Here is a 25,211-nt window from a genome sequence, read left to right as displayed (position 1 = left end):
CAGCCTCTTCAAGGCTTGCAACCGGGAAGGAAGGCGCGGCCTTCTTAGGAAAGCCCGAGCCTGGGACCAAGCGCAGCTTCACCTTCCGGACGCGACAGAATTCCGCTGTGCTTTCTTGCGCAACAGGGCTGAGGCCCCTCCGGATTCAGGTAGCGGCCTGCTGAAATTGGACAGGCAACTTTCTCTCGAGATTGAGCAACTGCAGTTTCTCTTCGGTCCCTAGCCAATACCGGTATAAACTGACCCAACGTCATGATACGCGAAGACCGTGGCATGGTCGGAATTGAGAGTGTAATTGCATGTCGAGCAGGTTCGTCCGGCCGGTGGTGGTGCAAGTTGGCCGGCAGGACCGTGAGCGGGTGATATTCGATGTGAACGACGCAGCGACGATTCTGCTGCGGAGTTTCCCTCATCAGACGACGAAGCGAAAACTGGCTATGGATGCATGTCTTCAGGTTCTGCGCGGTGAAGCTCAAACGCCGGTTGCGAGACGGGCCTTCGTTGCAGCGGCGTTGGAAGCGAACATCCTACGCAGCGACTGAGGTCCATGTTGATAGTAGCCTCAATGGCTTCGAAAGTGACTGTGAAAAGTAGAGCTTCACGCCAGCACAGTGATGACCGGGATTTGTTCAGAGCATCGAGGCCTGCCATCGCGGGAAACAACCCGACGTTCATCTGCTTAACGCGACATCGGTCAGGAAGACCGCAAAGTAACTCGATCGGAGATGGAATATGCGAGATTTGCCGAGCCACATCGATGCTGATGTTGTGATTGAAGTCAGTCGGCTTCTCGATGATGCCGAGGATATCGCCCCGTTGCCGGTGCACGAACTGGTCAAGCGGATTCGTACGACACTGCAGACCCGCCTTTCCGATCTAGCAATCGAAAAACTTGTCGTCGAGATGGCGTCTAAACGTGGATTGCCCATGGTCTTCGACAAGCCTGCATGACCGGAGAGAATGGCAGTCCGAGAAAACGGCCATGTACCCGTCTTCGCCTGCCAGGCTGGCGAAGATAAGCCATTGGCTTGACAGCTCTGACCACGGTTCTCAGTTCACCGGGGAACTGGCAACGCGATATTGGACGATATTGGTAGAGAGGTGGCCCAACCAGTGGCCGAACGTCGTCGCCCCAGTTACCAGTTTCTCGCGCGTAAGAAAAAGGCCGGACCCTTGGTCCGGCCAGGTATGAAGGTCAAAACCTCCAGAGGGGAACGCGCCAGACGAATGGGAGGAAACATCCGACGCACCGCACATATGGGCCAGCAAAGGTTACACTTCAACGACATGCCGTAGGCCACCAGACTTGTTCTCTTGGTGCACTGAAGCTTGCCTGCCTGATGCGATTGCTGAAGCTTTGAGCTAGGCGCAAAGCGACAAGCTGCGGGATTGGCGATCGTCATCCCGTCATCCTCGCCGTCGCCCCGTTCGCCTTGAGCGCCGCCATCAGCATAGGCCCGACAGAGAACTGCCCTGCCGTCGCCTTTTCGGTCAGTACCCGCAAATAGCCGCCGGCCGAGTTGATGGGTTTTGTTGCAACGGCTGAATTGGGGCGCAGAGAGGCCTGATGCGAGGTCAATCAGGCGGCGAGGATTTCGAACTGCTCGGCCAGAGACGGATTCGGATTGAAGGCGTACCTCGCCTGTCGCTTGCGCATCATGTGGATCATTTCGATGCCGGAAAGGATGGTGGAGGCGGTGGCCGTCGATTTGAAGCCAAGCATCGGCCGGACCCGGCGCTTGATGCGCCGATGGTCCTGCTCGATCCGATTGTTCAAATACTGGCTCCAGCGGATGCGGATCGGCTTCAGCCGGCGCCGGGTGCGATCCTGCAAGCGATTTGTGGTGTCGCAGGAAACGATCGCCTCGTGGTTGGTCTGGCTCCCGTCGATGATGACGCGATCCGGTCGGCCATGACGCTCCAGCGCCTTTATGAAGAAGCGCTTGGCCGCCGGCAGGTCGCGCTGCTCGCTGAAATAGAATTCGACGGTGTCGCCGACGCTGTCGATGGCGCGATAGAGATACATCCACTGGCCGCGGACCTTGATGTAGGTCTCGTCGACATGCCATTTGCCGGTCACGCTACGCTTGCGCCGGTTGAAACGCTCGAGCAACAAGGGCGAGAAACGAACGGTCCAGCGGTGGATGGTCGTGTGATCGACCGTAATGCCGCGCTCGGCCATCATCTCCTCAAGATCACGCAGGCTCAGATTGTAGGCAAGGTACCAGCGCACGCACAGCAGGATCACGGATTGGTCGAACTGGCGGCCTTTGAACATTGCAACCCTCCGAAATGATCGAAGGCTCCTTGCCACAGCGCTGGTAATCAAAAGGTTGCAACAGATCCGGAACGGCCCGCAGCAGGAAAGAAGCGGCTTTGACGACAGTCTCGCACAGCATCCGCAGGATCGCATTCCTCACGCCCGGCAACCATCCGCGACATCGAACTCGAAAAACGCGTTCCGCTGGACAAGGAGCCCTCGAACAAAAAAGGCCGGGCTCGAATGCGGCCCGGCCAAAAGAAGGTCAAAACCTTCAGAGGGGAACACCGTCCGGCGGAATGGGAGGAAACCGCCGAACGATTTTGCCTGTTTGATCTTATTTCAGAGCTTTGGCGACGAATGACATTCCAAAGAAAGCGCGAGACGGCAAAAATTCGTGCTCCGCATTGCCGCAAGCCTCACGGCGCGCTGCTCCGGACTCGAGAAGATCGGCTTAGTGCCGGCGTGCCACAGCGGGATGCGAACGCAGCCAGCTTTTCAGAACGTTGGTTCCGACATCGCGGAACAACGGTTTGTCCGGATCGCTCGTCGGTCCGCGCGGCGTCACGACGCGATGCATGGTGGCCCGCAGGTATCCATTCGATGCCAGTTCGAGCAGTTGGTCCACATTGACCCGCTTCCGTCATACTCGACCGGCTGTCGAGACCGCTTCGACACTCACTCACAAGCCCAAGGGAGAAAGCCGGGGCAAAGTATCCCCTCGCCTGTCGCTGTGAAGGAGATGCAGGCAATGCTGTTTCAGGCGCATGAACTCGCCCGAGGCGATGATCTCGGTCATGCGCGGCCTCTCGAAAGGCACGGTGATTTCCTCGTGGATCCGGCCGGGCTGCGCCTGCATGACGATGATCCGGTCGGCGAGCAGCAGGGCTTCGTCGATATCATGGGTGACGAATAGGATCGTCTTGCGGAATTGCTCCCAGATATCGAGCAACAATTCCTGCATTCGAAGCCGTGTCAGGGCATCGAGCGCCCCGAAGGGCTCGTCCATCAGCAGCAGCCGTGGCTGGTTGACGAGAACACGCGCGATCTCGACGCGTTGCTGCATGCCGCCGGACAGCTGGCCGGGATAGCGCCCAGCAAAGCCGTTCAGACCGACGAGCTCGAGCATTTTCTCCGCCTCGAGACGCCGCTGCCGGCGCTTGACGCCGCGCATCTTGAGGCCGAAAGCGACGTTGTCGCGCGCGTTCTTCCACGGAAAGAGCGTGTGGTGCTGGAAAACGATACCGCGTTCCGGATGGGGGTCTTTTACGGGCTGTCCGTCGACCGAAAGGACGCCGGCAGTTGGCTTGATATGTCCCGCCAAGGCGCCGAGCAGGGTCGACTTCCCGCAGCCGGATGGCCCCAGAAGACAGACGAATTCGCCGGGAGAGACTTCGAAGCTCGCATCACTGACGGCTTCGAACGCACTGCTGCCGCGACCGAGCCGGATCGAAACATGATTGGCCTCGATACGACCCGTTGCCGGGCGAAAGCTGCGCTGATGGGTGTTCATCATTTGCTGTCCTTCGTGTGCCATGGAAGAAGTGCCGCCCCTGCCGCTCGCAAGAGGGCGCTGCTTCCCATGCCGAACAGCCCGATCAGGATCATGCCGACGATGATTTCAGGATAGTTTTGCAGCGTGTAGGATTCCCAGGTGTAGTAACCGATACCGAACTGGCCGGCGATCATCTCGGCGGTGACGAGACAAAACCAGGACGTGCCCATGCCGATGACCAGGCCCGTGACGATGTTCGGCGCCGCGCCTGGAATAATGACTTCCAACAGCATCGCGGTCCGCGTGCTCCCCAGGCTGCGCGCAGAGGCGATCAGCCTTGGATCGACGTTTTCCACGCCATGGACGGTGTTGAGCAGGATCGGAAACAATGCGCCCGTGAAGGTGATGAAAATCATCGAGAGTTCCGACGACGAAAACATCAGAACCGCAAGCGGAATCCAGGCGACGGCCGGGATCGGCCGCAGGAGCTCGATCGGGGCTTGCAGGAAATCACCAAGCCACTTCGAGCGACCGATGACGAGGCCGAGGCCGATACCGATCACGGCGGCGATGCCAAAGCCCGCCAGAACCCTTTCCAGGCTGCTCGATATATGGGCAAAGAACTTGGGCGAGCGCAGGAAATCCAACGCTGCCGAGACGACATCCACGGGCAATGGCACATTCTCGAACGTGACAATGCCGAGATTCAGTCTGAGGCTCGATGCGATCTGCCAGAGAATGAGGCAGATGGCGAGGGATCCGGCCCGGCGCAACCAGCGCCCAAGGTGGAAACGCGTCATGGCCAGCGTCAATTGCTGGCCATGATCGAGGCCTTGGCGGCAGCGAAATCCAGCACCTTGCCACCATGATCCCTGGCCCATTTCTCGGCGTTTTCCTTCAGAAGGAAGGCGCTGACTTCGCCGCCGTCGGCGCGCACGAACCAGGCCTGATTGCCGAGCAGCTTGATGCCGCTTTCACGGTCCTGCGCATAAAACACCCGGACCGGCTTGCCCTCACCTTCGATGGCCTTGAGCGCCTTGAATGCGTTCTGCGGCGACGCATAGTGTCGGACGAGCGGCTCACCCTGGACCCAGATCTCAGCAACGCGCTTGGGATCGCTGATCGCTTCACCGGTGGCAGCATCCTTGGCATTCAAAGGCAGCTGGGCATAGTTCTTGAGCGAGACATCATAGTCGAGCCCAGACGCCTTGAATGCGGCCTTTATGAACCGGTCATCGACAAAGCTGTTCACGTCGAGCGACTGGTCGGTCTTTTTCAGGAGCCTCAAGGTGTCGATCGCAGTAGCGACAGCCTGGCGGTATTCCGGCTTCCAGGTGAGATCACGGGTCTGAAGTCCGAGCGGTCCATGGAACAGGTATTCGACCTCGGCGTCGACGCCTGTCACCTTGGCGATCAGCTCACTGTATTTCTCCGGCTCCTTGGCGATCAACTGATTGGCCTCGATTGCGGCGCGAAGATAGGCAACAACGATCTCGGGATATTTTTCGGCATAGTTGGCATCGACCAGAGCACCGTGGAAAGTGGGCGTCTTTGCCTGCGATCCGTCATAGATCTTGCGTGCGAAGCCGCGCCACGGGAAGAGTTCGGCAAATGGGACAAAATCGGCATGCGCCTCGATCTGGTTTGCCTGGAGGGCCGCGCCGGCAACTTCAGGGGCCTGGGTGATGATCTTCACGTCGCTTTCGGCGTCCCAGCCCTGTGCCTTGATGGCGCGAAGCAGCATGCCGTGCGAGGTCGATGCGAATGGAACGGAGATGGTCTTGCCCTTGAGGTCCGAGAGCGACTGGATGGGCGAAGCGGTCGGCACGACAATGCCATTGCCGCTGCCGTTCACGCTGCCCGACAGCACTGAGATGAACAAGCTCCTTCTTCCGGCCTTGATATGGGCGAGACCGTTGAACGAGCCGGGGAAATCCGCCATCACGCCGAAATCAAGCTTTCCGGCGATCTGCTCATTGGTGATCGGCGCGCCGCTCGTGAAGTTCTTCCACTGAATATCATAGCTGACGTCTTTATACTTGCCGTCGTGCGGCAGGTATTTGTCGAGCAGCTTCAACTCACGGATTAGCAATCCGCCCGTGGCGGTATTGATGGTGGTGTCCTGCGTGCCGATCGCCACGCGGATGGTTTCGGCACCCGCGGCAGAAGCGAATCCGGCCGCCATAAGGGCAAGGGCAGCCAAACGTGTGCGAAAATTCATGGGTTTTACCTCGTGATCTGATTGCCGGCATTCGGCGGCTGTATTTGCTGACCCGGTGGCGCTTGCCACCCGCTGTCCCGCGAATTTATGTGACCGACGGGCTGAAGGCATAAGCAATTACTTGCGCGGTTGCGGAGCCGGTTTCGATCCCGGGCATGCCCGTCAGTATTAAATTCGTCTTGCTAAAACAAAAGGTTACGCTGGCGCCGTTCGAAATTGGGACAAGAATCATCTAAGTCAGGCATGAACGGCGCAATTATATTCCTTTTTTGTCTATAGAATTTATATATTTTACGCGTTTCACGATGCAGAAGGAGCCGGATATGAGCCTCGAGATGCTTTCGACCGATTTCGAAGCTGAGCGTAAGAAACATGAGCCGGTGCTCGAACTGCCCGAGCAGGTCGTTCTTCCCGGCGATCGGGCGCTCTTTCTCAGCGAAAGCGTGGAAGGGCTCGACGATGGCGCCCATTTTCTCGATACCCTGACATCAGACGAGTGGGCGAAACTGAGGGCGCATGGCCGACGTCTTGCTTTTGCAACCGGTCAGCCAATCTTCACCCAGGGCGATACGCACGGTGGCATTTTCATCATCGAAAGCGGCAAGGTTCACGTCTTCTACACGGCACCGTCAGGACGCGAAATCACCCTCGCCTACTGGACAGCGGGGCATTTCATTGGCGGCCCCGAAATGACCGGCGGTGGAATTCATATCTGGTCCGGAGAAGCATTGAGTGAATGCCGGATGCTGTTCATACCGGCCAATGCGTTGAAGAAGCTCGTCGTCGAGCTTCCGAATTTCGCGCTCTGTCTTCTACAGGGACTTGCAGCGAAGGGCAGATGCTATTCGGCGATGGCTCAGATGCTCGGCACGCGTTCGGTGATCGAACGTCTGGCGCAGTTCCTGATGAACCTCGGTACCCTTCATGGCGTGCGCGACGGACGGGCAATCGTCATCAATGCCAAGGTGACGCATGACCAGATTGCGGCCATGGTCGGCTCCACCCGCCAATGGGTGACGATGATGATGAAGCGCTTCCAAAAGGAAGGGCTGGTAACGGTGACGCCACGTCATATCCGTATCGAACGCCCGCACGCGCTGATGGAAATGGTTTCGAAGCGCGCGGCGGGGTGAGGCCACGCTTCGGCTTCCCTAACCCAGCCGCGTCAGCGCCCAGCGAACAGTCTTGCGTACGTCCGGATCAGCGTCGCCGATATGCGCCATGAGAGCATCCCGCGACGATGGATCAGCGATTTCACCGAGCGCCGCCGCGGACTCCTTGCGCAGCGAGGCCATGTCGCTCGTCAACAGCTCGGAAATCTGCCGTACCGCCGATTGCGCCTTTAGCTTGCCAAGCGCATTCAGGCATTTTTGCCGAACCTGCCAGTATTCGTCGGAAAGGCCGGCGGTCAGTCCGTCGACGGCCGAGGTCTGGCGGATGCGGCCGAGCGATTCGGCGGCCGCGGCCCGCACCTGCCAGTTCTCATCGTCGAGGGCAGCCGTCACGGCTGCCGCTGCGGCGGGGTGGCTCGTGAAGGACAAGGCGTTGACCGCAACGGACCGAAACGGTGGCATCGGCATCGCGCGTCGCGGCGATGAGGGACGGCAAGGTCTCTTCCAGCTTGAGATAGGCAATGACGCCGAGCGCCTGTTCACGCACATTGGCATCTTCATCCCGCATCGCGGCCAGAGCGGGGCCGAGTGCCCCACGCGAACGCAACGCTTTCAACCCGCGAAAACCCGCAGCCCGGACGAAGGCTCGCCCGTGACTGACGAGCGGCAGAATGGATTCAGCTGCCGCCGGATCCTTCAGTTCAGCAAGGCTATCGGCGGCCGCCTGGGCCACCGTCAACTCCTGATCCGCCACTAGGCGGGCAAGGCCCGCAGCCGCCTCAACGGCGTCGAACTCGGACAATGCGATCGCCAGCTGCAAACGCACTGTCGCGTCGGGGTCGGCAACTGCGGTCAGGAGATGCGGCAGCACATCCGCGCTCGCCGTCTCGGCAAGGTCGATCACGGCAAGCCGTCGCACGGCCGCGTCAGCATCGTTCAGACGCTCGCCGATTTCCTCGATGTCGCCAAAATCTTCGAAGGGATCGAAAGCAGTCATGTCAGCGCAACAGATAGGGGATGTTGACGGTTACAGCGCCGGTCGGACAATCCTTCTCGCACGGCATGCAGTACCAGCACTCGTCGAATTTCATATAGGCTTTGCCAGTGAGATCGCTGATGCGCAGGACATCCAGTGGGCAGACATCGACGCAGACCGTGCAGCCCTTGTCGGCGATGCATTTTGCCTCGTCCACGACGACGGGAACGGTTGTGGGTGAAAGCGCAAGCGGCATGGTTTTCCCCGTCAGGCTTGATTGGAAACGCGCAGACGGTCATAGGCTGTGCGCTCCTCGTTCTCGATCGGAACGATGTAGGGTTGGATTGGCCGCTTCTCAGAAACCAAGCGGCCGTCGACCTTGCGCAGAAGCGTATGGCAGAACCAGTTGTCGTCATCCTTTTTGGGGTAATCGACGCGGTTGTGATAGAGTCCCCAGCGGCTCTCCGTGCGGAAGAGCGAGGCATGCGCGGCCATGTCGGCGCAGTCGAGAATGGACGACACTTCGAGCGAACGCATCAGTTCATGCGCGTCGCGTGCGACAAGGGCGGTTTCGAGATCATCCCTGACCTCGGCGAGCCGCGCCTGCCCGATCTGCATCCTGGCCGTCACCTTGGGCGGCTGCAGATAGTCGTTGACCAGCCGCCGGGCCTTGTATTCCAGCTGGTTGGGCGGGATGCCGTCCTCGCGCCGCGTCGGTGCCAACACCCGCTCGCGCTCCGCCCGGACAAACTCGCTGTCGAAATCCGGAAGGTTGGTTTCCAGCGCGACTTCGGCAGCGTGCTCGCCGGCGACGGCTCCATTGGTGAAGGCGCCGAGCATATAGTTGTGGGGCACGCTCGCCATGTCGCCCGCGGCGTACAGGCCCGGCACCGTGGTCCGGGCGAATTCATCGACGAAAACGCCCGACGCGCTGTGACCCGAACAGAAGCCGATTTCGGAAATGTGCATTTCGATCATCTTTTCGCGGTAATCGGTGCCCCGCGCCTGATGGAACCTGCCACGCGACGGGCGCTCGACCTTGTGCAGGATCTCTTCGATCTCGCCGACCGTGTCGGCATGAAGGTGGTTGAGCTTCAGGAACACTGGCCCCTTGCCCGACTGTAGTTCGTTGTAGAATTCCTGCATCATCTGTCCCGACCAGTAGTCGCTTTCGATGAAGCGATTGCCCTCACTGTTGGCGGTATAGGCTCCGAACGGACCGGCAACGTAAGCGCAAGCCGGACCGTTATAGTCCTTGATCAGCGGATTGATCTGATAGCATTCGAGATTCGCGAGCGCGGCGCCCGCATGATAGGCCATGGCATAGCCGTCCCCGGAATTGGTCGGATTCTCATAGGTCCCGAAGAGGTAGCCGGAATGCGGCAATCCGAGCCGGCCCGCCGCCCCCATGCACAGGATCACGGTCTTGGCACGCAGCACGAGGAATTCAGCCGTGCGCGTGTTCACCGCAATGGCGCCCGCGATCCTGCCGTCGCTGGCGGTCAACAGGCGCGTTGCCATGAAGCGGTTGGAGACCAATATCCTTTCGCGCTTGATCTGCCGGTAGAGCGCCTTCTTGACGGTATCGCCATTCGGCATCGGCAGCACATAGGTTCCGAGATGGTGGACCTTCTTCAGGTCGAAATCGCCATTGGCGTTCTTCTGGAAACGGATGCCGAAACGGTCAAGTTCCTGGATGATGTCATAGCAGCGCGAGGCATATTTGAAGACCGGCGCCTGATCGACAATGCCGTCATTGGCGATCGTGATCTCCTTGGTGTATTGCTCGGGTGTCGCATATCCCGGGACGACGGCGTTGTTCAGCCCGTCCATGCCCATGCAGATAGCTCCGGAACGCTTCACATTGGCCTTTTCGAGCAGGACGACATTCAGAGCGGGATTTTTCTGCTTCGCCTTGAGCGCCGCCATCGGTCCGGCTGTGCCGCCGCCGATCACCAGCACATCGCAGGTGACTTCCGACAGCCCTTCGACAAAATTATCCATTCTCGTTCCTCACGCCGCAGAATCGGCGATTTCGCGCAGATAGCTCCAGGGATAGATGCCCCTGTCATGACCGTCGGAGAAAACCAGGCGTATGGCATAGGAACCGATCGCCTCTGCGCTCGTCACGGTGACGGTCTCGAACGAGTGTTCGTAACCCTCGATGTCCGCCCGCACCTGCTGTGCCGCGCGGCTGCGTGCCCGCAGCATGGACGCCGGGATGAGCGAGACCGCACCGTCATCCCATGTAACGGACAGAAGCCTGCGCGAGGCAGTGACCTTGAGCTCAAGAGGTATCATGGCGTTCCCTGATGGTTCGCCCCATCCTAGGGAACAGCGGAACATGGACACGCAATAAATTGCCTGCGGCCAGCATGCTTTTTGAAACCGGGATAAATCGGGTCGGAACAGAGCTGTTCCAATCTCGGACGGAACGCGCCGCACAGCCCTTCGCTGACACCGTTCACAGCAACAGTGGTGGCCAATCCTTCCAGGTATATCTCGATGCCATCCGGCGCATAAAGCAGGTGCGCGCCAAGCGGCGCCAGCTTGGCGGCATCCTCGTCCTCGGTGCGCGGATGCGCGGTGAGATCGGCCTGCCTGTTGAACTGCTTCGCATTGATGAAGAGCGTGACGATCACCCGGTCGGAGCCGTTCCATGGTCCGGCAACGTCCGCACGAATGAAGGCCTATCGTGACGTTGACGCCGCTGTCGACATCTAGGCCCTAAGAGGGATATCTCCGTTCCACCTGGACCTTCTTCCGCGGCGCCGGCCCGATCAACGAGTCGCTCGCCGCCTCACAGCTCGACTTTGCCGCTGGCCTCGGCGACCTGCCTTCCATCGTCGGCCGCTCGCGCGGCTTGCAGACGAAATATCTGGCCTCAGTCGGCAGCCACGATGCGCTGTATATCGCGGTGCCCCCCGGTAGAGCAGTTCCGCGGTACCAATTTGCAGATCGCCACTGACCGCGTCCTCGAAAAGCACGGCCTCACCGAAAAGGACATCTGCATCGCAGCAGCCATTATCTTCTGGCTCTGATCAATGCGTCCTGCCCCGGCTTTTCAGAGGCGAAAGATAACACTTATAAAGAATTACCTGACACTGTCACCTTGTGCACTGCGCCTTATCAGGGTGATTTCACCAGGAATGCTACAGGGTATTTGGCACACGTATTGGCGGTTAACGTGCTGCATCTCCAGAACAATATCCTCGAAATGATCGCCAGGGGCGAAACGCTCGAAGCGACGACGGACCGTCTTTGCCACCGGATCGAGAAACTGTTGCCGGGCGTCCGGTGTTCCGTCCTGCGCGTTGACGGCAACGGCTTGTTGCATCCCCTCCCAGGGTCCAGCTTCCCGAATGAATATATGGCTCTTCTCGAAGGCCTGATGATCGGTCCGCTTGTGGGCTCCTGCGGCAGTGCGGCCTATCTCGGAAAAGCCGTGGCTGTGAAGGACATCGCGACCGACCCGCGCTGGATCGGCTTCAAGGAGCCGGTCCTGGCGCTGGGCCTGAAGGCCTGCTGGTCGAGCCCGATCTGCGATGCAGAGGGCGCTGTGCTCGGCACCTTTGCCCTGTACTTTCCGGAGAAACGCGGCCCCACCCCTCGCGAGGAGAAGGTTGTCGCCTCTTGTACCTCTCTGTGCGCCATCGCGCTTGAGCGTCACCGGCGGGTCGTCGAGCGAGAGCACGGCGCCTATATCGATGCCCTCACCAACCTGCCGAACCGGGCGAGTTTGGACGTCGCCCTGGAGCGGCTGTCCTTTGGCCAACCGAGCGCCTGGGCGGTCCTGATCATCGACCTCGACAACCTGAAGACCATCAACGACACCTTCGGCCATGCCGCCGGCGATGCTTTGCTACAGGCGGTGGGGTCACGTCTCGCCGAAAGCGCAGCGCCTGACCGTGTGTTCCGCATGGGCGGCGACGAGTTCGTCGTCATCCTTCAGAGAGCCGGAGCGCCCGCCGGCATTGAGAGCACGGCGCGTCATATACTCGACACTCTGGCTGTGCCCGCCGACTGCGACGGGCACATGATCCTGGCACAGGCTACGATCGGCGGCGCAGTGCTGTCGGCGGGGGACGTCGATGCGAAAAGCGTGCGCCAAAACGCCGATTTCGCGCTCTACCACGCCAAGGAAACTTCGCGAGGTGGCTTCGTGCTGTACTCGCCGGGAATCGGCAGCGCAATCAAGACCCGGATCGAGGTGATACGCGATGTTGACGTGGCTTTGCGCGAAGGCCGGATCGACGCGTTCTATCAGCCGATCCTGCGGCTCGACACCCGCGAGATCATCGGCATGGAGGCCCTCTGCCGCCTTCGCAAGCCGGATGGAGAGATCGTTTCCGCCGCCGCTTTTCACCAGGCAACCTCCGATGTCAGCGTCGCCTCGAATCTGACGGAACGCATGATGGCGATCGTCGCAGCGGACGCGCGCTCGTGGCTGGATCAAGGTATTCCGTTGCAGCATGTCGGTATTAACATTACCTCAGCCGATTTCCACAGCGGCACGCTTTACGCGCGTCTCGAAGCCGCGTTCGGCCGCGAGAACGTTCCGTTGAAGCACATCATTTTGGAGGTCACGGAGTCGGTCTATCTCGGGCAGCGCGATCCGGTCGTCGCTCGAGAGATCAAGGCGTTGCGGGCCCATGGCCTGCGTGTCGCACTCGATGATTTCGGAACCGGCTTCGCTTCGCTCACCCATTTGCTGACGGTGCCGGTCGATATCATCAAGATCGACGAATCCTTCATTGATCGCCTCGTCCAGGGAGATCCGAGCCTGGCGATCGTCGAGGGCTTGGTCGGCATCGCTCGCAAGCTCGACATCCAGGTCATCGCCGAAGGCATCGAGAACGAAAACCAGGCCGTCTTACTTGCGGAGATCGGGTGTCAACTCGGTCAGGGATATCTGTTTTCGCAAGCGGTACCACGTCAGATAGCGAAAGGCCTTTTGAAGCGGTTCGGGCGACCAACTGCTGAGGAGACCAGGGTAGCGAGCGACATAGCGAACCCAATCGATCTGATCGCCTGACAGAAATCCCCCCCTGGGGGCGGCTTGAACAGGCGATACAGAATGCTGCGGCGCCTCGCAGAGAATGTCCGAAGAGGAGACAAATATGCGCATGCCATCCGCGTCACAGCTTATTCGCAAGGCTTTTGGTCGCACCGGGTCGGGGCAGTCATCGGCAGGCCAGGCTATCCGTTCGGACATTCTCCCGGAGGAAACGAATTTCCGGATGCTCACTGAGAACAGCGGTGACGTCATCATGCAACTCGGGCCGGACACGAAGGCACGCTACGTTTCACCGTCATGCACCCGACTTCTGGGATGGCTTCCGGAGGAAATGGTGGGGCATGGTCCGGAGGAGTTCGTTCCGCCCGAGCATCTTCAAAACATCGCTGCGGCAGCCGCGCTCTTGCTTGCCGGAGCAGATGAAGGCGAGCCGCTTGCGATCGAGATCCGGCGGAAGGATGGGAAAACTATTTGGGTGGAGAGCAAGGCGCGTATCGTCCGTGATCCGCTAACTGGCGTTCCAGGCGACTTCGTCCTGATCATGAGAGATATAACAGACCGCAAACGGCTCGAAGAGCAACTCCGCTCGCTTGCGATGACGGACGGGCTGACCGGCCTGGCCAACCGCCGAGCCTTCGATGAGACCTTGGACAGGGAATGGCGGCGCACCGTTGGCAGCGCTGGACAGATGTCCTTGCTGTTGCTCGATATCGATCGTTTCAAAGGCTTTAATGACAAATACGGTCATCAGGTAGGCGATGATTGTCTTCGTGCCGTCGCTGCCGTTATGAGAGACGTGCTTCATCGTCCAGGGGATTTGGCGTCGCGATACGGCGGGGAAGAACTCGCCGTCATCTTGCCTGATACCGACAGCGAGGGAGCACTTGAAATAGCGGAGCGGCTGAGGATCGCAATCGAAAACCTCGGCCTGCCTCATGACGACAATCCGGAAGGCGGCGGACACGTCACCGTAAGCATTGGTTCTGCGACCGCACTGTCACGATCGGGCGGGACGATCAGGATGCCGGAAGGCCTGCTTCTCGCCGCCGACACCGCCCTTTACAAGACCAAGCACAAAGGCCGAAACCGCGTCGAAGTTGCACTGCTCCTCGCATCGGAAGGTCCCGACGCGGTCTGATCAAAAGACGCTACAGCCCCGCGCACCGACTCAGCCAGAAGGTCCCGATTTCGTTGGCCTGGGCCAGAAGCAAACCTCGAGCGCGGCAGATATGCCCTCTGCCCTCTGCACGCTGCGGTCACCCGGTTGCCATTGACGCAGCCCGGCTGTGGGCGGGTTTGTAGGCCGTCTCGCAACAGCGGCGTAATAGGGCCAAAAGCGGTCCAGATAGGCATCGGTTTGGATGCGTTTGCGGCTGGCAGGCATTGCTGTCTCCGGCCAAAAACATGATAGGAATATGGTCCTGCCTCGTTGTCAAGAATGTGCCGAGCCGTCAGTAACTTTTTTTGATGACAAGCACTTTCGGCGGAGTCATCTTCGCCTGTCGGCGGGTCTCTCCGCCGCCGCCTTTGTGTCGTTCAAGATCTCAGCCCGCAGGAGGCCCGGATGATTGATCGTCTCAACCTTGACCCAGCCCTCTATCCAAGTGATTTGGAAAGCCTGAAGTCGGTTTTCTTTGCCAAGAGAGCCATATCCAGCCGGGGTCACCAGAAGCCGAAAATGTTGCCTCTGACCTCGTGCGCCTTTTCCAGACCGGACTAAGCGACCAGACTTGCCTGCTCATAGCAGCTAGTGGTGAAAGCCTGACACTTGGTACCCGCGATGACGGGCAAGATCCGACCCATAGCTGCCGTTCGCGCGGGGGCGCCCCTAGGCAGTCATTGTGCCCAACCCGTTTAATGCGGCGACTAGATCCCCATACTTGCAAACGATTGTGTCTGCACCGGACATCAACAAACTATCCCCATGATTGCCGCCGCAGTGACCGCCAGCGGTGAAACCGATGACGTGCATACCGGCTGCCTTACCCGCCATGACGCCATTGACGCTATCCTCGACAACCACGCATTCGTCGGGGTGCGCGCCCATGGCGGCGGCGGCATGGAGAAAGAGGTCGGGCGCAGGTTTCCCGTTCCTGACCATGTCTGACGAGAAGATATGAGGATCGAAGAGGCTGATCAGGCCGGTATGCTGCAGTTTCCAATGCAGCCGCGCGGAAGGCGTGCTCGATGCGACGCACCTGAGCGCCGTTATACCGCTAATCGTCAGCCGAGCCTCTGGTAAGGCCGCCAGATGCTTGTCCATTCGAGCAGACGTAAGTTCATCTAGTCGCTCAAAGAAGTCGGGAGGGAGGGTCCCCCCGCTCTTCTGCTCGACTGTTGACTGGAGCTTTGTCTTCCACATCGCCGGGGATAACCCCATGAATGCTTGCGTGTAGGAGCCACGTTCGAAAATGACTCCGATGGACGCTAGGAACTCAAGTTCGGCGGCGAGATAGATCTCCTCACTGTTCACAAGCACGCCGTCACAGTCGAAGATAATGAGCTTCATCGAGAGCAGTCCGGTTTAGGTCATCTCCTCGCTATAGGAATAAGCGGCCGCTTTCCACCCTGAGCTGCCCTACGCGTCGGGTACCAAGCGTCAGGCTTTCACCACTAGGGCGCGACAGCAGGATTTGAGGCGGGCAGGCTAACCGTTCCCTCATGGACCCGCACTGAATGCTAGCCGGCGCGATGGCCGAGCCCGTGCACCCCTGCAACTTCGTCGAACATGCTCGACAAGTGTCGGATTTTTCTGAGACAGAAGTTGAGGGCCAACCCGTCCGACTGATCTCGGGCATATCGGTCAAATCCTGTACTCATAATACGACCGGCCCGTAAACCGTGTCGTTGCAATATCTGCGTACGGGCCGTGGGCAATGCGCCGTCTAGCAGGCTGTTGAAAAAGGGGCTCGCGACGGTCTCATGTTCGTGATTCACTCTGCCACGAAGAGGTGGGAGTGAATCGTGCGTGGCGGTGACGGACAGACGGGCGAGTTGTTCAGCTATGTAGACCTTGAGGCGCGGGTGCGGCGCGATCATCCGTTACGCCGTATTCGGGCGATTGTGAACGATGCGCTTTCGGCACTGGAGCGGGAGTTCGCGGCGCTGTACTCGCCGATCGGGCGGCCGTCGATCCCACCGGAGAAGCTGCTGCGGGCGATGCTGTTGCAGGCGTTCTATTCGATCCGCTCGGAACGGCTTTTGATGGAGCGGCTGGAATACGATCTTCTGTTCCTCTGGTTCGTCGGCATCGGCGTTGATGCTGCTGCCTGGGACCATTCGGTATTCTCGAAGAACCGCGACCGGCTGCTGGAGGGCGACATCGCGGCGAAGTTCCTGGCTGCCGTGCTGGCGCAGCCCAAGGTGAAGAAGCTTCTGTCCACGGACCACTTCTCGGTCGACGGCACGCTGATCGAGGCCTGGGCGTCGATGAAGAGCGTCAAGCCGAAGGACAGCTCGGGCGAACCGCCGGCAGAAGGCGGCGGACGCAATGCGGAAGCGGACTTCCACGGCGAGAGGCGATCGAACGAGACCCATGCCTCGACCACCGACCCCGACGCTAGGCTCTACCGCAAAGGAAGAGGCAAGGAGGCGAAGCTGTGCTTCATGGGGCACGGGCTGATGGAGAACCGCCATGGCCTTCTGGTCGACGCCTGCCTGACGTTTGCCGACGGGCATGCCGAGCGGGTGGCGGCACTCCATATGATCGAACCTCGTGCGGATCGGTCGGCTGCGATCACGCTCGGCGCCGACAAGGCATACGACGCGGAAGACTTCGTCAACGAACTGCGCTCGATGAAGGTGACGCCACATGTCGCGCAGAACACGAACGGCCGTCGTTCGGCGATCGACGGGCGCACGACGCGGCACGGCGGCTATGCCGTCAGCCAGCGGATCAGGAAGCGCATCGAAGAGGCATTCGGCTGGATCAAGACGGTCGCCGGGCAGAATAAGACCAAGTTGCGCGGCCGCGACCGTGTCGGGTGGGCCTTCACCTTCAGCGCTGCCGCATACAATCTGGTGCGGCTGCCGAAGCTTATGGCGGTGCCGGCATGACAGCGCCGGCGGGTTGTCAGTTGATCGGTCGCTGGCGAATCGTCGGGGCCGATCTGTGGGATCGAGGCTATCTCGACCTCGGCGGACCCGCCATCATGACCATCGGGACCGACAACAACGGCGAGATCGCCTTTGGCGCCCTGCAAGTCGGCCTCAATCTCAGCTATAGTCCCTCGATGGTCTTCTTCACATGGGCCGGCTGCGACGAGTTGGACGAAGTCACCGGCGACGGCTCCGCCGAAATGCTTGAAGACGGCTCGATCACGATCACCTTCACCTATCACAACGGTGACGAGGCGATCCTCAAAGCCAAACGAGATACTTCTTCAACAGCCTGCTAGGCGAGGCGAATGCTCCGGACTTCCAAGCCTTTCTTGCCTTGCCCGCATTCGACAAACACCTTCTGTCCCTCCACCAGCACGCTGAGCCCTGAGCGGGCCAGGGTGCTGGCATGAACGAAGACGTCCTTCTCACCGTTGTCAGGAGCAATGAAGCCAAAACCCTTTTCGGGTTTGTACCACTTGACCGTGCCCGCGCTCTCCAGCTCCGCACCCGTCTCGGCGATAGTCCCTCCAGCGGCGAGCTTATGTGACGGAGTTTTCGCGATCTGATCGCCGATCTCCAGCACCTGCGCGACTTGATGACCTTTCGGACTTTTTTCGACGGTGACCTTGAGATGCGTCCCCTCGGCCACATCCCGGCTTCCGGCCGCCTCTAGCACTCGGACGTGCAGATAGGCCTCCCTGCCGTCCGACAGTTTGACGAAGCCAAAACCCTTGCTGACTGTGAACCACAATACCTCGGCGTCGACAGGGTGTGCGGTGACGGGCGCCGGGCGCTGAAAGTAGCTTGGCTCGGAGGTCCGTTCCGAAAACGAAACGGGGTCATCGTCATGGCGATGCCCGCGTGGCTCGCGATGGTCTCGATATTTGCCCATGATCATCTCGACTGGCAGGATGGCGAACTACGCTACCGTCAAGATAATCTCAATCGGGCGACGCGATTATGTCAAATGGCCGTGATGGCCGCAGCTGTGCTCGGCCTATCGGTCGAACCCTTTGAAACTAGATTCATTTCACCAGAAACAATAGTGCCGGCGCGTCGATTTATTGACTCGCATTAGGCTGTGCTGGAGTTCGAGTGCGTTGATGGCGGCGCGGGCGAACTGGAGAAGAATGTCGCAATGTCGATCGACGCGCTTTGAAATCGGCGTGTACATCCGGCCGTGTGATTGCCTTGGAGTTGGCAACCGCGCTCAATGGTTGCCTCGTTCCCCAACGTTACCACCCATGGGTGTCGCGTTTGGCACATTTTTGTGCAGCGGCGAGGAGCTAAAATCGCGACCCCGCTTGGTGTTGACGCGCCGACAATTATCAGACAAAACCAAATTAAATCGATTCAGCCGCCTACGCGGCAAAGCTCTGCCCAACCACTTCGGGGACCATGGACGATCGCGCAAAAGGCATCAGGAAAGGCAAGGCCGCGGTTAAGGCCAACGACGTCAAAGCCGACCTGATCGCCGTCGTTGTGGCAATGAACGGTGGTGGACCTTGTGTTCTCACCGTTGGACAGGAAGCCGCGCTGCCCTCGGGGCCATTCGAGCTTGCTCATCGTTCGCTGCAGTCGGGCCTCAGGGGATGGGTGGAACAACAAACCGGCCACCCGCTCGGCTATATCGAACAGCTCTACACCTTCGCCGATCGCGACCGGATCGGCGCCGAAGAGCGCGTAATCTCGATCAGCTATCTCGCACTTACGCAGATCGAAGATGCGGGCGCCGCAGCCAGGCGATCCTGGGCAAGCTGGTACGACTATTTTCCATGGGAGGATCACCGCTCTGGCGCGCCGGCGGCAGTGCTGCAAGATTTGCGACCGCGCCTGAGGGAATGGGCGGATAGCGCTGGCGACGCAGCAGTACGGCTTGATCGCCGGCGGCGCGCGGCTGTTGCCTTCGGCTTCGACGACCGGTCATGGAACGAAGAGTTCGCGCTGCAGCGTTATGAACTACTCTATGAGGCGGCGCTTGTGGAGGAAGCGATACGCGGTAGACCTTCAGCCGCACCTACTCCGGTAGTGGGCAAATCGATGATCGCCGATCACCGCCGCATCCTGGCAACGGCTATTGCGCGGCTGCGCTCCAAGATCAAATACCGGCCCGTCGTGTTCGAGCTGATGCCGCCGCTCTTTACGCTTCTGCAGCTGCAGCGAACCGTGGAAGCGCTCTCCGGCAGGCTCATCAACAAGCCGAATTTTCGCCGGCTCATAGAGCAGCAGGAGCTGGTGGAGAAAACCGGGGAGACGACCACTGAGACCGGCGGCCGGCCGGCGCAGCTCTACCGCTTCCGCCACGACATTCTCGATGAGAGGCCGGTGGCCGGGACAAAATTGCCGCTTACGAGGGCTTGACATCTCTTATAGTCACAAAGGATATATAGGTCTTATATTCTTCTAGACTATAACTGGAGGCTCGATGAGCGCCATCCTGCCTTCAGGCGCGTCGCTGTACGAGCGCGTTCGCCACTTTGTCCCCACGATCGAATGGCCGGTCTTTGCCGAGGACATCGAGGCCATTCTCGACCTCAAGAAGCAGCGCAACGCCGTCATCCTCGCGCACAACTATCAAACGCCGGAGATCTTCCACTGCGTTGCCGACATCGTCGGCGACAGCCTGGCGCTTGCCCGCAAGGCGATGTCGACCGAAGCGGATGTCATCGTGCTTGCCGGCGTGCATTTCATGGCCGAGACGGCAAAGCTGCTCAATCCGCAAAAGACGGTGCTCATTCCCGATCTGCGCGCCGGCTGTTCGCTGGCGGATTCAATTACTGCCGAAGACATCCGCCTGCTGCGGCAACGCTATCCCGGCGTGCCGGTCGTGACCTACGTCAACACGTCGGCCGAAGTGAAAGCCGAGTCCGACATCTGCTGTACCTCGGGCAATGCGAAAGCCGTCGTGGAATCCCTGGGTGTTCCTCGGGTGATCATGCTGCCGGACGAGTATCTGGCTCAGAATATCGCCGCCCAGACCGAAGTGAAGATCATCGCCTGGAAAGGCCACTGCGAAGTCCATGAGCGCTTTACGCCGGCCGATATCAGGGAGTTGCGCGAAAGCCATCCCGGTGTGATCGTGCTGGCGCATCCCGAATGTCCGCCCGACGTGGTCGCGGAGGCAGACTTTTCCGGCTCCACGGCCGCCATGTCCGATTATGTCCAAAGGCAAAAGCCGCCACGCGTCGTGCTGCTGACCGAATGCTCGATGAGCGACAATGTCGCGCTCCAGCATCCGGAGCTCGAGTTCATCCGGCCCTGCAATCTTTGCCCGCACATGAAGCGGATCACGCTCGCGAACATCCGCGAGGCTCTCGAGCAAAACCGCCATGTCGTAACCATCGAACCGGAAATTGCCGGGCGCGCGCGACTTGCCGTCGAGCGGATGCTCGCCGTATGAGCGCGGATGTCCGCAGCTTCTTTGGCCGGCCCATCATAATTGGCGGCGGCATTGCCGGATTATTGACCGCGCTGCATCTGGCGCCAGAACCGGTGCTTCTTCTGTCCAGGACACCGCTTGGAACCGACGCATCGAGCACCTGGGCCCAGGGCGGCCTGGCTGCCAGCCTTGGCGTCGACGATGATCCGGCACTGCATCTCGCCGACACGCTCGCCGCCGGCGACGGGCTGTGCGACGCGGAAATGGCAGGCCGAATCCTGCAAGCGGCTCCTGACGCGATTGAGACCCTGGCGACGCTTGGTGTCCGCTTCGATCGAACCGGGGAAGGAGCACTGCTCCTGGGTTTGGAGGCCGCGCACGGTCGCCGACGCATTGTTCATGCCGGCGGCGACGGCAGTGGGCAGGAAATCATGCGAGCGCTGGTCGAAGCCGTGCGTTCCACTGCGTCGATTGTGGTCGTCGAGGGCGTTGAGGCGCGGCGGCTGGCGGTGGAGGACAATACGATCCGGGGCGTTTGGGCAAGCTGTTCGATGAGCCCTGTGTTCCTGGGTACCGGACGTGTCGTCCTCGCGACCGGTGGGATCGGCGGCCTGTTTTTCGATACCACCAATCCTTTGGGCAGTTGCGGACAGGGGCTGGCGCTTGCGGCGCGCGCCGGTGCTGTCCTTGCCGACCTGGAATTCATCCAGTTTCATCCGACCGCGCTGGACGGGCCGGCTCGCCCGATGCCGCTGATCAGCGAAGCAGTTCGCGGCGAAGGCGCGACGATCGTCGACGAAACAGGCCGACGCTTCCTCGAAGACTTGCATGACGCGGAACTCGCGCCACGCGACGTCGTGTCGCGCGCAATCTGCACGCATCTTTCGAACGGCCACCGCGTCTTTCTCGATGGACGAGAAAAGCCCGGCCCGACATTCGCGCGGCAGTTTCCAACGATCGCATCCGCCTGCCGGGGCGCCGGCATCGATCCGGCGCGCGACCTGATCCCTATACGGCCGGCCCAGCACTATCACATGGGCGGTGTCGCGGTGGATAGGGACGGACGTACCTCCGTTGCCGGACTATGGGCTTGCGGCGAAGTCGCCTCGACCGGGCTGCACGGCGCCAACAGGCTCGCCAGCAACTCGCTGACCGAGGCGACCGTTTGCGCGCGCTGGGTCGCCGAAAGCGTGGCGGGATCTCCGATCGGTGTCAGAACGCGATCGACGGCACGGGAAATTCCGGCGCCCGATCCACTGTCCTTTCGCCCTCTTCTGTCACGCACCCTTGGCGTGAAGCGTGATGGTGAGATGTTGCGCGAGGCCGTTCGGACATTGCTTCCGCTGGCCAAACGCCACGATGCGGCGTCCGATCCTGCGACAGTGGGACTGATGATCGCGATTGCCGCCTTGCTGCGCCAAGAAAGCCGCGGCGCTCATTACCGCACTGACTTTCCCGATCGTGCGATCGTCGCCCGCCGCTCCAGGCTCACGCTTGATGAAGCCTTGGCGACAGCCCGGGAATTCGCATGTTCAACGCTTGAAGAGGTTGGGCAATGAACCTTTCGCCGCTTCCAGCAATCATGCTTGAGCCTCTGGTGCGGGCAGCACTTCTGGAGGATCTCGGCCGGGCGGGTGATCTGACGAGCGACGCGATCGTGCCGAAGAACCATGGCGCGACGACCGTGCTGGCGGCGCGCCAGGCCGGAGTTGTCGCCGGGTTTGATCTGGCGAGGCTCGCCTTCAGGCTGATCGATGAGACTGTGCAGGTTACGGTAGAGTGTCCGGACGGCAGCGAGGTGGCGCACGGACAGACCATCGCATCGGTCAGCGGTCCGGCCCGGGCCATTCTCACCGCCGAACGGACGGCGCTCAATTTTTTGTGCCATCTGAGCGGCATCGCTACGACGACGGCATCGATTGTCAATGCGATCCGCCAGTATCAGGCGAAGGTCGTCTGCACCCGTAAGACGACACCCGGCTTGCGGGCAGTCGAAAAGTACGCCGTGCGCGCTGGCGGCGGCTCCAATCACCGTTTCGGCCTCGACGACGCCATCCTGATCAAGGACAACCACATCGCCATCGCCGGTGGTATTCGCCCGGCGATAGAGCGAGCGCGAGCGAGCGTCGGCCACCTCGTCAAGATCGAAGTCGAGGTCGATACGCTGGCCCAGCTGGAAGAGGCCCTGGCGCTGGCTCCCGACGCAGTCCTGTTCGACAACATGTCGGTCGACGAGCTTTGCCAGGCGGTGTCCATGGTTGCCGGCCGGGCTATCACCGAAGCTTCGGGCAGGATCACCGCCGCGACAGCGCAAGCGATCGCCGCGACCGGTGTCGATCTGATTTCCATCGGCTGGCTGACCCATAGCGCGCCGATCCTGGATATCGGCCTCGACTATCGGAGCTCATGACCGCCTGAGGAACGCACGAAAGCCGGCGGATGAACTGTCCGGTCGCCGCCAATCGGCGAGCGAAGAAGCCGTGAAGGCCGGAACCCCAGGGAACAGGATAGAGATGCACGCCACCAATCCGACAAAGACAATGCCACCGGCTCAATCCGCTGACGACGGGATGTGGACCCGGGAAGAGGCTCGGGCACTTCACGATGCGCCCTTCAACAATCTCCTCTTCCTGGCGCAGACCGTTCATCGGCAAAATTTTGATCCAAACAGGGTCCAGCTCAGCCGGCTTCTCAGCATCAAGACGGGCGGCTGCCCGGAGGATTGCGGCTATTGCAGCCAGTCGGCGCATCATGAAACCGGCCTGAAGGCGTCGAAGCTGATGGAGGTCAAGCACGTCATCGCCGAGGCGACCAAGGCGCGTGATGCGGGCGCCACCCGCTATTGCATGGGCGCTGCCTGGCGAAACCCCAAGGCGCGTGACATGGATGCGGTCGTGGCGATGGTCGAAGGCGTCAAGGCGCTCGGCATGGAGACCTGCATGACGCTCGGCATGCTCGATCTGGAGCAGACCACTCGTCTGAAACAGGCTGGTCTCGACTATTATAACCACAACATCGATACGTCGGAACGCTACTACAGCGAGATCATCAGCACGCGCAGCTTTGCCGACCGGCTCGATACGCTCGAACAGGTTCGCCAATCCGGCATCAAGGTCTGCTGCGGCGGCATCGTCGGCATGGGCGAAGAACCGGTGGACCGGATCGACATGCTGGTGACGCTGGCCAATCTGCCGGAGCACCCCGAAAGCGTTCCGATCAACATGCTCATCCCGATCGCCGGCACCCCGCTGGCCGAGGCCAAGCCCATCGAGCCGATCGAGTTCGTGCGCGTGATTGCCCTGGCGCGCATCATGATGCCGAAATCGCATGTGCGACTTTCGGCCGGCCGCACCGCCATGACCGACGAGATGCAGGCGCTGTGCTTCTTTGCCGGCGCCAACTCGATCTTCGTCGGCGACACGCTGCTGACGGCGGACAATCCCGGCGAGGACAAGGATCTTTTGCTCTTCCGGCGCCTTGGCATCGAGCCGATGGCACTCGAGGCGCAATGAACGGGGCACCGCTTGCCCGCTATGAGGCAACCTTGCAGGGACTGGCGCGCAGGGACCGGTTGCGGACACTGTCGCCGCGCACCGGGCTCGACTTCTCGTCGAACGACTATCTCGGGCTGGCCGCCTCCAGGAGACTTGGCGAGGCGGTTGCGGCTGCCATTGCGCGAGGTACGCCGGTTGGCGCCACCGGGTCGCGGCTGTTGCGCGGTAATGCGCCCGAGCATGAGCAGCTGGAGGCGGACGCAGCGGGGTTCTTCCGCGCCGAACGCGCGCTTTTCTTCGGCAGCGGCTACATCGCCAACTTCGCCCTCCTGACCGCCTTGCCGCAGAAGGGCGACCTGCTGGTCCTCGACGAACTCGCCCATGCCAGCATGCATGAGGGGGCCCGCGCTGGCCGCGCCGAGTTCAAGCTGGCCGCGCATAACGACGTCGATGCTGTCGAGGATGCGATCACCCGCTGGCGCGCCGAAGGCGGCATGGGATGCGTCTGGATCGCCGTCGAAAGCCTCTACAGCATGGATGGCGACCACGCGCCTCTTGCGAGCCTCGTCGCGCTTGCCGACCGGCACGAGGCATTCATCGTCGTCGACGAAGCGCATGCCACCGGCGTCTGGGGGCCGGACGGCCGGGGGCTGGCCGCCGCGTTCGAGGGTCGTGACAACGTCATCGCGCTCCACACATGCGGCAAGGCGCTTGGCGCTTCGGGCGCGCTGGTCACCGGGCCGGGAACGCTGTGCGACTATCTCGTCAACCGTTGCCGGCCATTCATCTACGCCACCGCGCCATCGCCGCTGATGGCGGTCGCGGCACGCGAAGCGCTCGCCATGCTGTCCGACGAGCCGATGCGCCGTGTTCGGCTGCATGAACGCATTGCCTTCGCCGGCCGCCAATTGGCCGAGCGCTGTTGCGTGACGCCCAGCGGCTCGCAGATCCAGCCCTTCGTCATCGGCGATGTCGGGCGCACCATGGCGGTGGCGGCGGCATTGCAGGCGCGCGGCTTCGACATCCGCGGCATTCGCCCGCCGACCGTGCCCGAGGGCACATCGCGGCTGCGCATTTCGCTGACGCTCAACGTCGATGAAGCCGACATTTCGGCCATGGTCGAGGCGCTCGTCGAGGTGTTGGCAAAGGCATGACC

At 60.8% G+C, this 25,211-nt stretch carries 25 protein-coding genes and 3 pseudogenes; 13 read left to right on the top strand and 15 right to left on the bottom strand.

Features of this window, described 5'->3' with window-relative positions; all coding sequences use genetic code 11:
• Nucleotides 1–299 precede the first annotated feature (299 nt).
• Both BPNPMPFG_RS33210 and BPNPMPFG_RS33205 read left to right on the top strand, forming a co-directional pair.
• Entirely contained in the window at nt 300–542 is a 243-nt protein-coding gene (locus BPNPMPFG_RS33210; RefSeq protein WP_258597462.1) for a DUF982 domain-containing protein, read from the top strand.
• Nucleotides 543–732: 190 nt separating this feature from the next.
• Nucleotides 733–951, top strand: coding sequence for a hypothetical protein (locus tag BPNPMPFG_RS33205; protein ID WP_258597460.1), 219 nt, complete (start codon nt 733–735; stop codon nt 949–951).
• Nucleotides 952–1,399: 448 nt separating this feature from the next.
• On the opposite strand, the pseudogene repC reads toward BPNPMPFG_RS33205, so the two are convergent.
• From repC to BPNPMPFG_RS33175, 6 genes and pseudogenes are all read right to left on the bottom strand, one after another.
• Nucleotides 1,400–1,525, bottom strand: a pseudogene (gene repC, locus BPNPMPFG_RS33200) (replication initiation protein RepC); the annotation flags it as partial.
• A 54-nt stretch (nt 1,526–1,579) separates the two neighbouring features.
• Complete coding sequence (locus BPNPMPFG_RS33195) at nt 1,580–2,278, bottom strand: IS6 family transposase (RefSeq protein WP_258597458.1); 699 nt, start codon at nt 2,276–2,278, stop codon at nt 1,580–1,582.
• Nucleotides 2,279–2,714: 436 nt separating this feature from the next.
• Nucleotides 2,715–2,894, bottom strand: a pseudogene (locus BPNPMPFG_RS33190) (isopenicillin N synthase family oxygenase); the annotation flags it as partial.
• A gap of 48 nt (nt 2,895–2,942) precedes the next feature.
• On the bottom strand, nt 2,943–3,773 hold the full coding sequence (locus BPNPMPFG_RS33185; RefSeq protein ID WP_258597654.1) for an ABC transporter ATP-binding protein: 831 nt from the start codon (nt 3,771–3,773) through the stop codon (nt 2,943–2,945).
• Complete coding sequence (locus tag BPNPMPFG_RS33180; RefSeq protein WP_258597456.1) at nt 3,773–4,555, bottom strand: ABC transporter permease; 783 nt, start codon at nt 4,553–4,555, stop codon at nt 3,773–3,775. Before BPNPMPFG_RS33180 ends, BPNPMPFG_RS33185 begins: the two co-directional genes overlap by 1 nt.
• An 8-nt stretch (nt 4,556–4,563) precedes the next feature.
• Nucleotides 4,564–5,976, bottom strand: a complete 1,413-nt coding sequence (locus BPNPMPFG_RS33175) for an ABC transporter substrate-binding protein (RefSeq protein ID WP_413776906.1) — start codon at nt 5,974–5,976, stop codon at nt 4,564–4,566.
• Nucleotides 5,977–6,299: 323 nt separating this feature from the next.
• Here BPNPMPFG_RS33175 and BPNPMPFG_RS33170 point away from each other — a divergent pair, with 323 nt between their 5' ends.
• Nucleotides 6,300–7,109: a Crp/Fnr family transcriptional regulator gene (locus BPNPMPFG_RS33170; protein ID WP_258597455.1), complete on the top strand. Its 810-nt coding sequence runs from the start codon at nt 6,300–6,302 to the stop codon at nt 7,107–7,109.
• An 18-nt stretch (nt 7,110–7,127) separates the two neighbouring features.
• On the opposite strand, the gene BPNPMPFG_RS42955 is transcribed toward BPNPMPFG_RS33170, so the two are convergent.
• The 7 genes and pseudogenes from BPNPMPFG_RS42955 to BPNPMPFG_RS33140 form a co-directional block, all read right to left on the bottom strand.
• On the bottom strand, nt 7,128–7,550 hold the full coding sequence (locus tag BPNPMPFG_RS42955; protein ID WP_319946019.1) for a HEAT repeat domain-containing protein: 423 nt from the start codon (nt 7,548–7,550) through the stop codon (nt 7,128–7,130).
• Nucleotides 7,459–8,085 carry a HEAT repeat domain-containing protein gene (locus tag BPNPMPFG_RS33165; RefSeq protein ID WP_319946018.1) on the bottom strand — a complete coding sequence of 209 codons (627 nt, stop codon included), beginning with the start codon at nt 8,083–8,085 and terminating at the stop codon, nt 7,459–7,461. The genes BPNPMPFG_RS42955 and BPNPMPFG_RS33165 overlap by 92 nt, the downstream gene beginning before the upstream one ends.
• Before the next feature lies 1 nt (nt 8,086).
• Nucleotides 8,087–8,320 (bottom strand): 4Fe-4S dicluster domain-containing protein, encoded by a 234-nt coding sequence (locus tag BPNPMPFG_RS33160; RefSeq protein ID WP_031256548.1) that lies wholly within the window; start codon nt 8,318–8,320, stop codon nt 8,087–8,089.
• Between the two features lie 11 nt (nt 8,321–8,331).
• Nucleotides 8,332–10,068 carry a fumarate reductase/succinate dehydrogenase flavoprotein subunit gene (locus BPNPMPFG_RS33155; protein ID WP_258597449.1) on the bottom strand — a complete coding sequence of 579 codons (1,737 nt, stop codon included), beginning with the start codon at nt 10,066–10,068 and terminating at the stop codon, nt 8,332–8,334.
• A 9-nt stretch (nt 10,069–10,077) separates the two neighbouring features.
• Nucleotides 10,078–10,365, bottom strand: a complete 288-nt coding sequence (locus BPNPMPFG_RS33150) for a DUF971 domain-containing protein (RefSeq protein ID WP_258597447.1) — start codon at nt 10,363–10,365, stop codon at nt 10,078–10,080.
• Between the two features lie 125 nt (nt 10,366–10,490).
• Nucleotides 10,491–10,715: pseudogene (locus tag BPNPMPFG_RS33145) on the bottom strand (pantoate--beta-alanine ligase); the annotation flags it as partial.
• A 443-nt stretch (nt 10,716–11,158) separates the two neighbouring features.
• Nucleotides 11,159–11,401, bottom strand: coding sequence for a hypothetical protein (locus BPNPMPFG_RS33140; RefSeq protein ID WP_258597701.1), 243 nt, complete (start codon nt 11,399–11,401; stop codon nt 11,159–11,161).
• Between BPNPMPFG_RS33140 and BPNPMPFG_RS33135 the strand changes: the two genes are divergently transcribed.
• Complete coding sequence (locus tag BPNPMPFG_RS33135) at nt 11,285–13,099, top strand: sensor domain-containing phosphodiesterase (protein WP_258597650.1); 1,815 nt, start codon at nt 11,285–11,287, stop codon at nt 13,097–13,099. The genes BPNPMPFG_RS33140 and BPNPMPFG_RS33135 overlap by 117 nt on opposite strands.
• 85 nt (nt 13,100–13,184) lie before the next feature.
• On the top strand, nt 13,185–14,219 hold the full coding sequence (locus tag BPNPMPFG_RS33130; RefSeq protein WP_258597445.1) for a sensor domain-containing diguanylate cyclase: 1,035 nt from the start codon (nt 13,185–13,187) through the stop codon (nt 14,217–14,219).
• 690 nt (nt 14,220–14,909) lie between these two features.
• Here the strand turns inward: BPNPMPFG_RS33130 and BPNPMPFG_RS33125 are convergent.
• Nucleotides 14,910–15,590, bottom strand: coding sequence for an HAD family hydrolase (locus tag BPNPMPFG_RS33125; protein WP_258597443.1), 681 nt, complete (start codon nt 15,588–15,590; stop codon nt 14,910–14,912).
• Between the two features lie 455 nt (nt 15,591–16,045).
• On the opposite strand from BPNPMPFG_RS33125, the gene BPNPMPFG_RS33120 reads away from it, so the two are divergent.
• Together BPNPMPFG_RS33120 and BPNPMPFG_RS33115 are read left to right on the top strand one after the other, a co-directional pair.
• Nucleotides 16,046–17,137 (top strand): IS5 family transposase, encoded by a 1,092-nt coding sequence (locus tag BPNPMPFG_RS33120; RefSeq protein WP_258597440.1) that lies wholly within the window; start codon nt 16,046–16,048, stop codon nt 17,135–17,137.
• Nucleotides 17,134–17,478, top strand: a complete 345-nt coding sequence (locus BPNPMPFG_RS33115; protein WP_258597438.1) for a hypothetical protein — start codon at nt 17,134–17,136, stop codon at nt 17,476–17,478. The genes BPNPMPFG_RS33120 and BPNPMPFG_RS33115 overlap by 4 nt, the downstream gene beginning before the upstream one ends.
• On the opposite strand, the gene BPNPMPFG_RS42950 is transcribed toward BPNPMPFG_RS33115, so the two are convergent.
• On the bottom strand, nt 17,475–18,074 hold the full coding sequence (locus BPNPMPFG_RS42950) for a cold-shock protein (RefSeq protein WP_319946017.1): 600 nt from the start codon (nt 18,072–18,074) through the stop codon (nt 17,475–17,477). The genes BPNPMPFG_RS33115 and BPNPMPFG_RS42950 overlap by 4 nt on opposite strands.
• Nucleotides 18,075–18,580: 506 nt before the next feature.
• Between BPNPMPFG_RS42950 and BPNPMPFG_RS33100 the strand changes: the two genes are divergently transcribed.
• From BPNPMPFG_RS33100 to BPNPMPFG_RS33075, 6 genes are all read left to right on the top strand, one after another.
• A complete protein-coding gene (locus tag BPNPMPFG_RS33100; protein ID WP_258597433.1) occupies nt 18,581–19,543 on the top strand; it encodes an NUDIX hydrolase in 963 nt (320 codons plus the stop codon).
• Between the two features lie 64 nt (nt 19,544–19,607).
• Nucleotides 19,608–20,582 carry a quinolinate synthase NadA gene (nadA, locus tag BPNPMPFG_RS33095; RefSeq protein WP_258597431.1) on the top strand — a complete coding sequence of 325 codons (975 nt, stop codon included), beginning with the start codon at nt 19,608–19,610 and terminating at the stop codon, nt 20,580–20,582.
• Complete coding sequence (locus BPNPMPFG_RS33090; protein WP_258597429.1) at nt 20,579–22,120, top strand: L-aspartate oxidase; 1,542 nt, start codon at nt 20,579–20,581, stop codon at nt 22,118–22,120. Before nadA ends, BPNPMPFG_RS33090 begins: the two co-directional genes overlap by 4 nt.
• Nucleotides 22,117–22,971: a carboxylating nicotinate-nucleotide diphosphorylase gene (gene nadC, locus BPNPMPFG_RS33085; RefSeq protein ID WP_258597427.1), complete on the top strand. Its 855-nt coding sequence runs from the start codon at nt 22,117–22,119 to the stop codon at nt 22,969–22,971. Before BPNPMPFG_RS33090 ends, nadC begins: the two co-directional genes overlap by 4 nt.
• A gap of 160 nt (nt 22,972–23,131) precedes the next feature.
• Nucleotides 23,132–24,073 (top strand): biotin synthase BioB, encoded by a 942-nt coding sequence (gene bioB / locus BPNPMPFG_RS33080; protein WP_258597425.1) that lies wholly within the window; start codon nt 23,132–23,134, stop codon nt 24,071–24,073.
• Complete coding sequence (locus tag BPNPMPFG_RS33075) at nt 24,070–25,209, top strand: 8-amino-7-oxononanoate synthase (RefSeq protein ID WP_258597423.1); 1,140 nt, start codon at nt 24,070–24,072, stop codon at nt 25,207–25,209. Before bioB ends, BPNPMPFG_RS33075 begins: the two co-directional genes overlap by 4 nt.
• The last annotated feature ends 2 nt before the right edge of the window (nt 25,210–25,211 follow it).

The sequence above is a fragment of the Mesorhizobium sp. AR07 genome (genome assembly GCF_024746815.1).
GTDB lineage: Bacteria > Pseudomonadota > Alphaproteobacteria > Rhizobiales > Rhizobiaceae > Mesorhizobium.
The sequence above is the reverse complement of the archived record's forward strand: the minus strand, read 5'-3'. Positions and strand labels throughout refer to the sequence as shown.

What these genes read in the sequence shown, in the direction of transcription:
- BPNPMPFG_RS33150 (WP_258597447.1), bottom strand. Translation starts at nt 10,365, where the DNA reads ATGATACCTCTTGAGCTCAAGGTCACTGCCTCGCGCAGGCTTCTGTCC.
- BPNPMPFG_RS33160 (WP_031256548.1), bottom strand. Translation starts at nt 8,320, where the DNA reads ATGCCGCTTGCGCTTTCACCCACAACCGTTCCCGTCGTCGTGGACGAG.
- BPNPMPFG_RS33140 (WP_258597701.1), bottom strand. Translation starts at nt 11,401, where the DNA reads ATGCAACAAGCCGTTGCCGTCAACGCGCAGGACGGAACACCGGACGCC.
- BPNPMPFG_RS33155 (WP_258597449.1), bottom strand. Translation starts at nt 10,068, where the DNA reads ATGGATAATTTTGTCGAAGGGCTGTCGGAAGTCACCTGCGATGTGCTG.
- nadC (WP_258597427.1), top strand. Translation starts at nt 22,117, where the DNA reads ATGAACCTTTCGCCGCTTCCAGCAATCATGCTTGAGCCTCTGGTGCGG.
- BPNPMPFG_RS33075 (WP_258597423.1), top strand. Translation starts at nt 24,070, where the DNA reads ATGAACGGGGCACCGCTTGCCCGCTATGAGGCAACCTTGCAGGGACTG.
- BPNPMPFG_RS33175 (WP_413776906.1), bottom strand. Translation starts at nt 5,976, where the DNA reads ATGAATTTTCGCACACGTTTGGCTGCCCTTGCCCTTATGGCGGCCGGA.
- BPNPMPFG_RS33205 (WP_258597460.1), top strand. Translation starts at nt 733, where the DNA reads ATGCGAGATTTGCCGAGCCACATCGATGCTGATGTTGTGATTGAAGTC.
- BPNPMPFG_RS33195 (WP_258597458.1), bottom strand. Translation starts at nt 2,278, where the DNA reads ATGTTCAAAGGCCGCCAGTTCGACCAATCCGTGATCCTGCTGTGCGTG.
- BPNPMPFG_RS33185 (WP_258597654.1), bottom strand. Translation starts at nt 3,773, where the DNA reads ATGAACACCCATCAGCGCAGCTTTCGCCCGGCAACGGGTCGTATCGAG.
- nadA (WP_258597431.1), top strand. Translation starts at nt 19,608, where the DNA reads ATGAGCGCCATCCTGCCTTCAGGCGCGTCGCTGTACGAGCGCGTTCGC.
- BPNPMPFG_RS33090 (WP_258597429.1), top strand. Translation starts at nt 20,579, where the DNA reads ATGAGCGCGGATGTCCGCAGCTTCTTTGGCCGGCCCATCATAATTGGC.
- BPNPMPFG_RS33115 (WP_258597438.1), top strand. Translation starts at nt 17,134, where the DNA reads ATGACAGCGCCGGCGGGTTGTCAGTTGATCGGTCGCTGGCGAATCGTC.
- BPNPMPFG_RS33210 (WP_258597462.1), top strand. Translation starts at nt 300, where the DNA reads ATGTCGAGCAGGTTCGTCCGGCCGGTGGTGGTGCAAGTTGGCCGGCAG.
- BPNPMPFG_RS42950 (WP_319946017.1), bottom strand. Translation starts at nt 18,074, where the DNA reads ATGGGCAAATATCGAGACCATCGCGAGCCACGCGGGCATCGCCATGAC.
- BPNPMPFG_RS33125 (WP_258597443.1), bottom strand. Translation starts at nt 15,590, where the DNA reads ATGAAGCTCATTATCTTCGACTGTGACGGCGTGCTTGTGAACAGTGAG.
- BPNPMPFG_RS33130 (WP_258597445.1), top strand. Translation starts at nt 13,185, where the DNA reads ATGCGCATGCCATCCGCGTCACAGCTTATTCGCAAGGCTTTTGGTCGC.
- BPNPMPFG_RS42955 (WP_319946019.1), bottom strand. Translation starts at nt 7,550, where the DNA reads ATGCCACCGTTTCGGTCCGTTGCGGTCAACGCCTTGTCCTTCACGAGC.
- BPNPMPFG_RS33165 (WP_319946018.1), bottom strand. Translation starts at nt 8,085, where the DNA reads ATGACTGCTTTCGATCCCTTCGAAGATTTTGGCGACATCGAGGAAATC.
- BPNPMPFG_RS33170 (WP_258597455.1), top strand. Translation starts at nt 6,300, where the DNA reads ATGAGCCTCGAGATGCTTTCGACCGATTTCGAAGCTGAGCGTAAGAAA.
- BPNPMPFG_RS33180 (WP_258597456.1), bottom strand. Translation starts at nt 4,555, where the DNA reads ATGACGCGTTTCCACCTTGGGCGCTGGTTGCGCCGGGCCGGATCCCTC.
- BPNPMPFG_RS33100 (WP_258597433.1), top strand. Translation starts at nt 18,581, where the DNA reads ATGGACGATCGCGCAAAAGGCATCAGGAAAGGCAAGGCCGCGGTTAAG.
- bioB (WP_258597425.1), top strand. Translation starts at nt 23,132, where the DNA reads ATGTGGACCCGGGAAGAGGCTCGGGCACTTCACGATGCGCCCTTCAAC.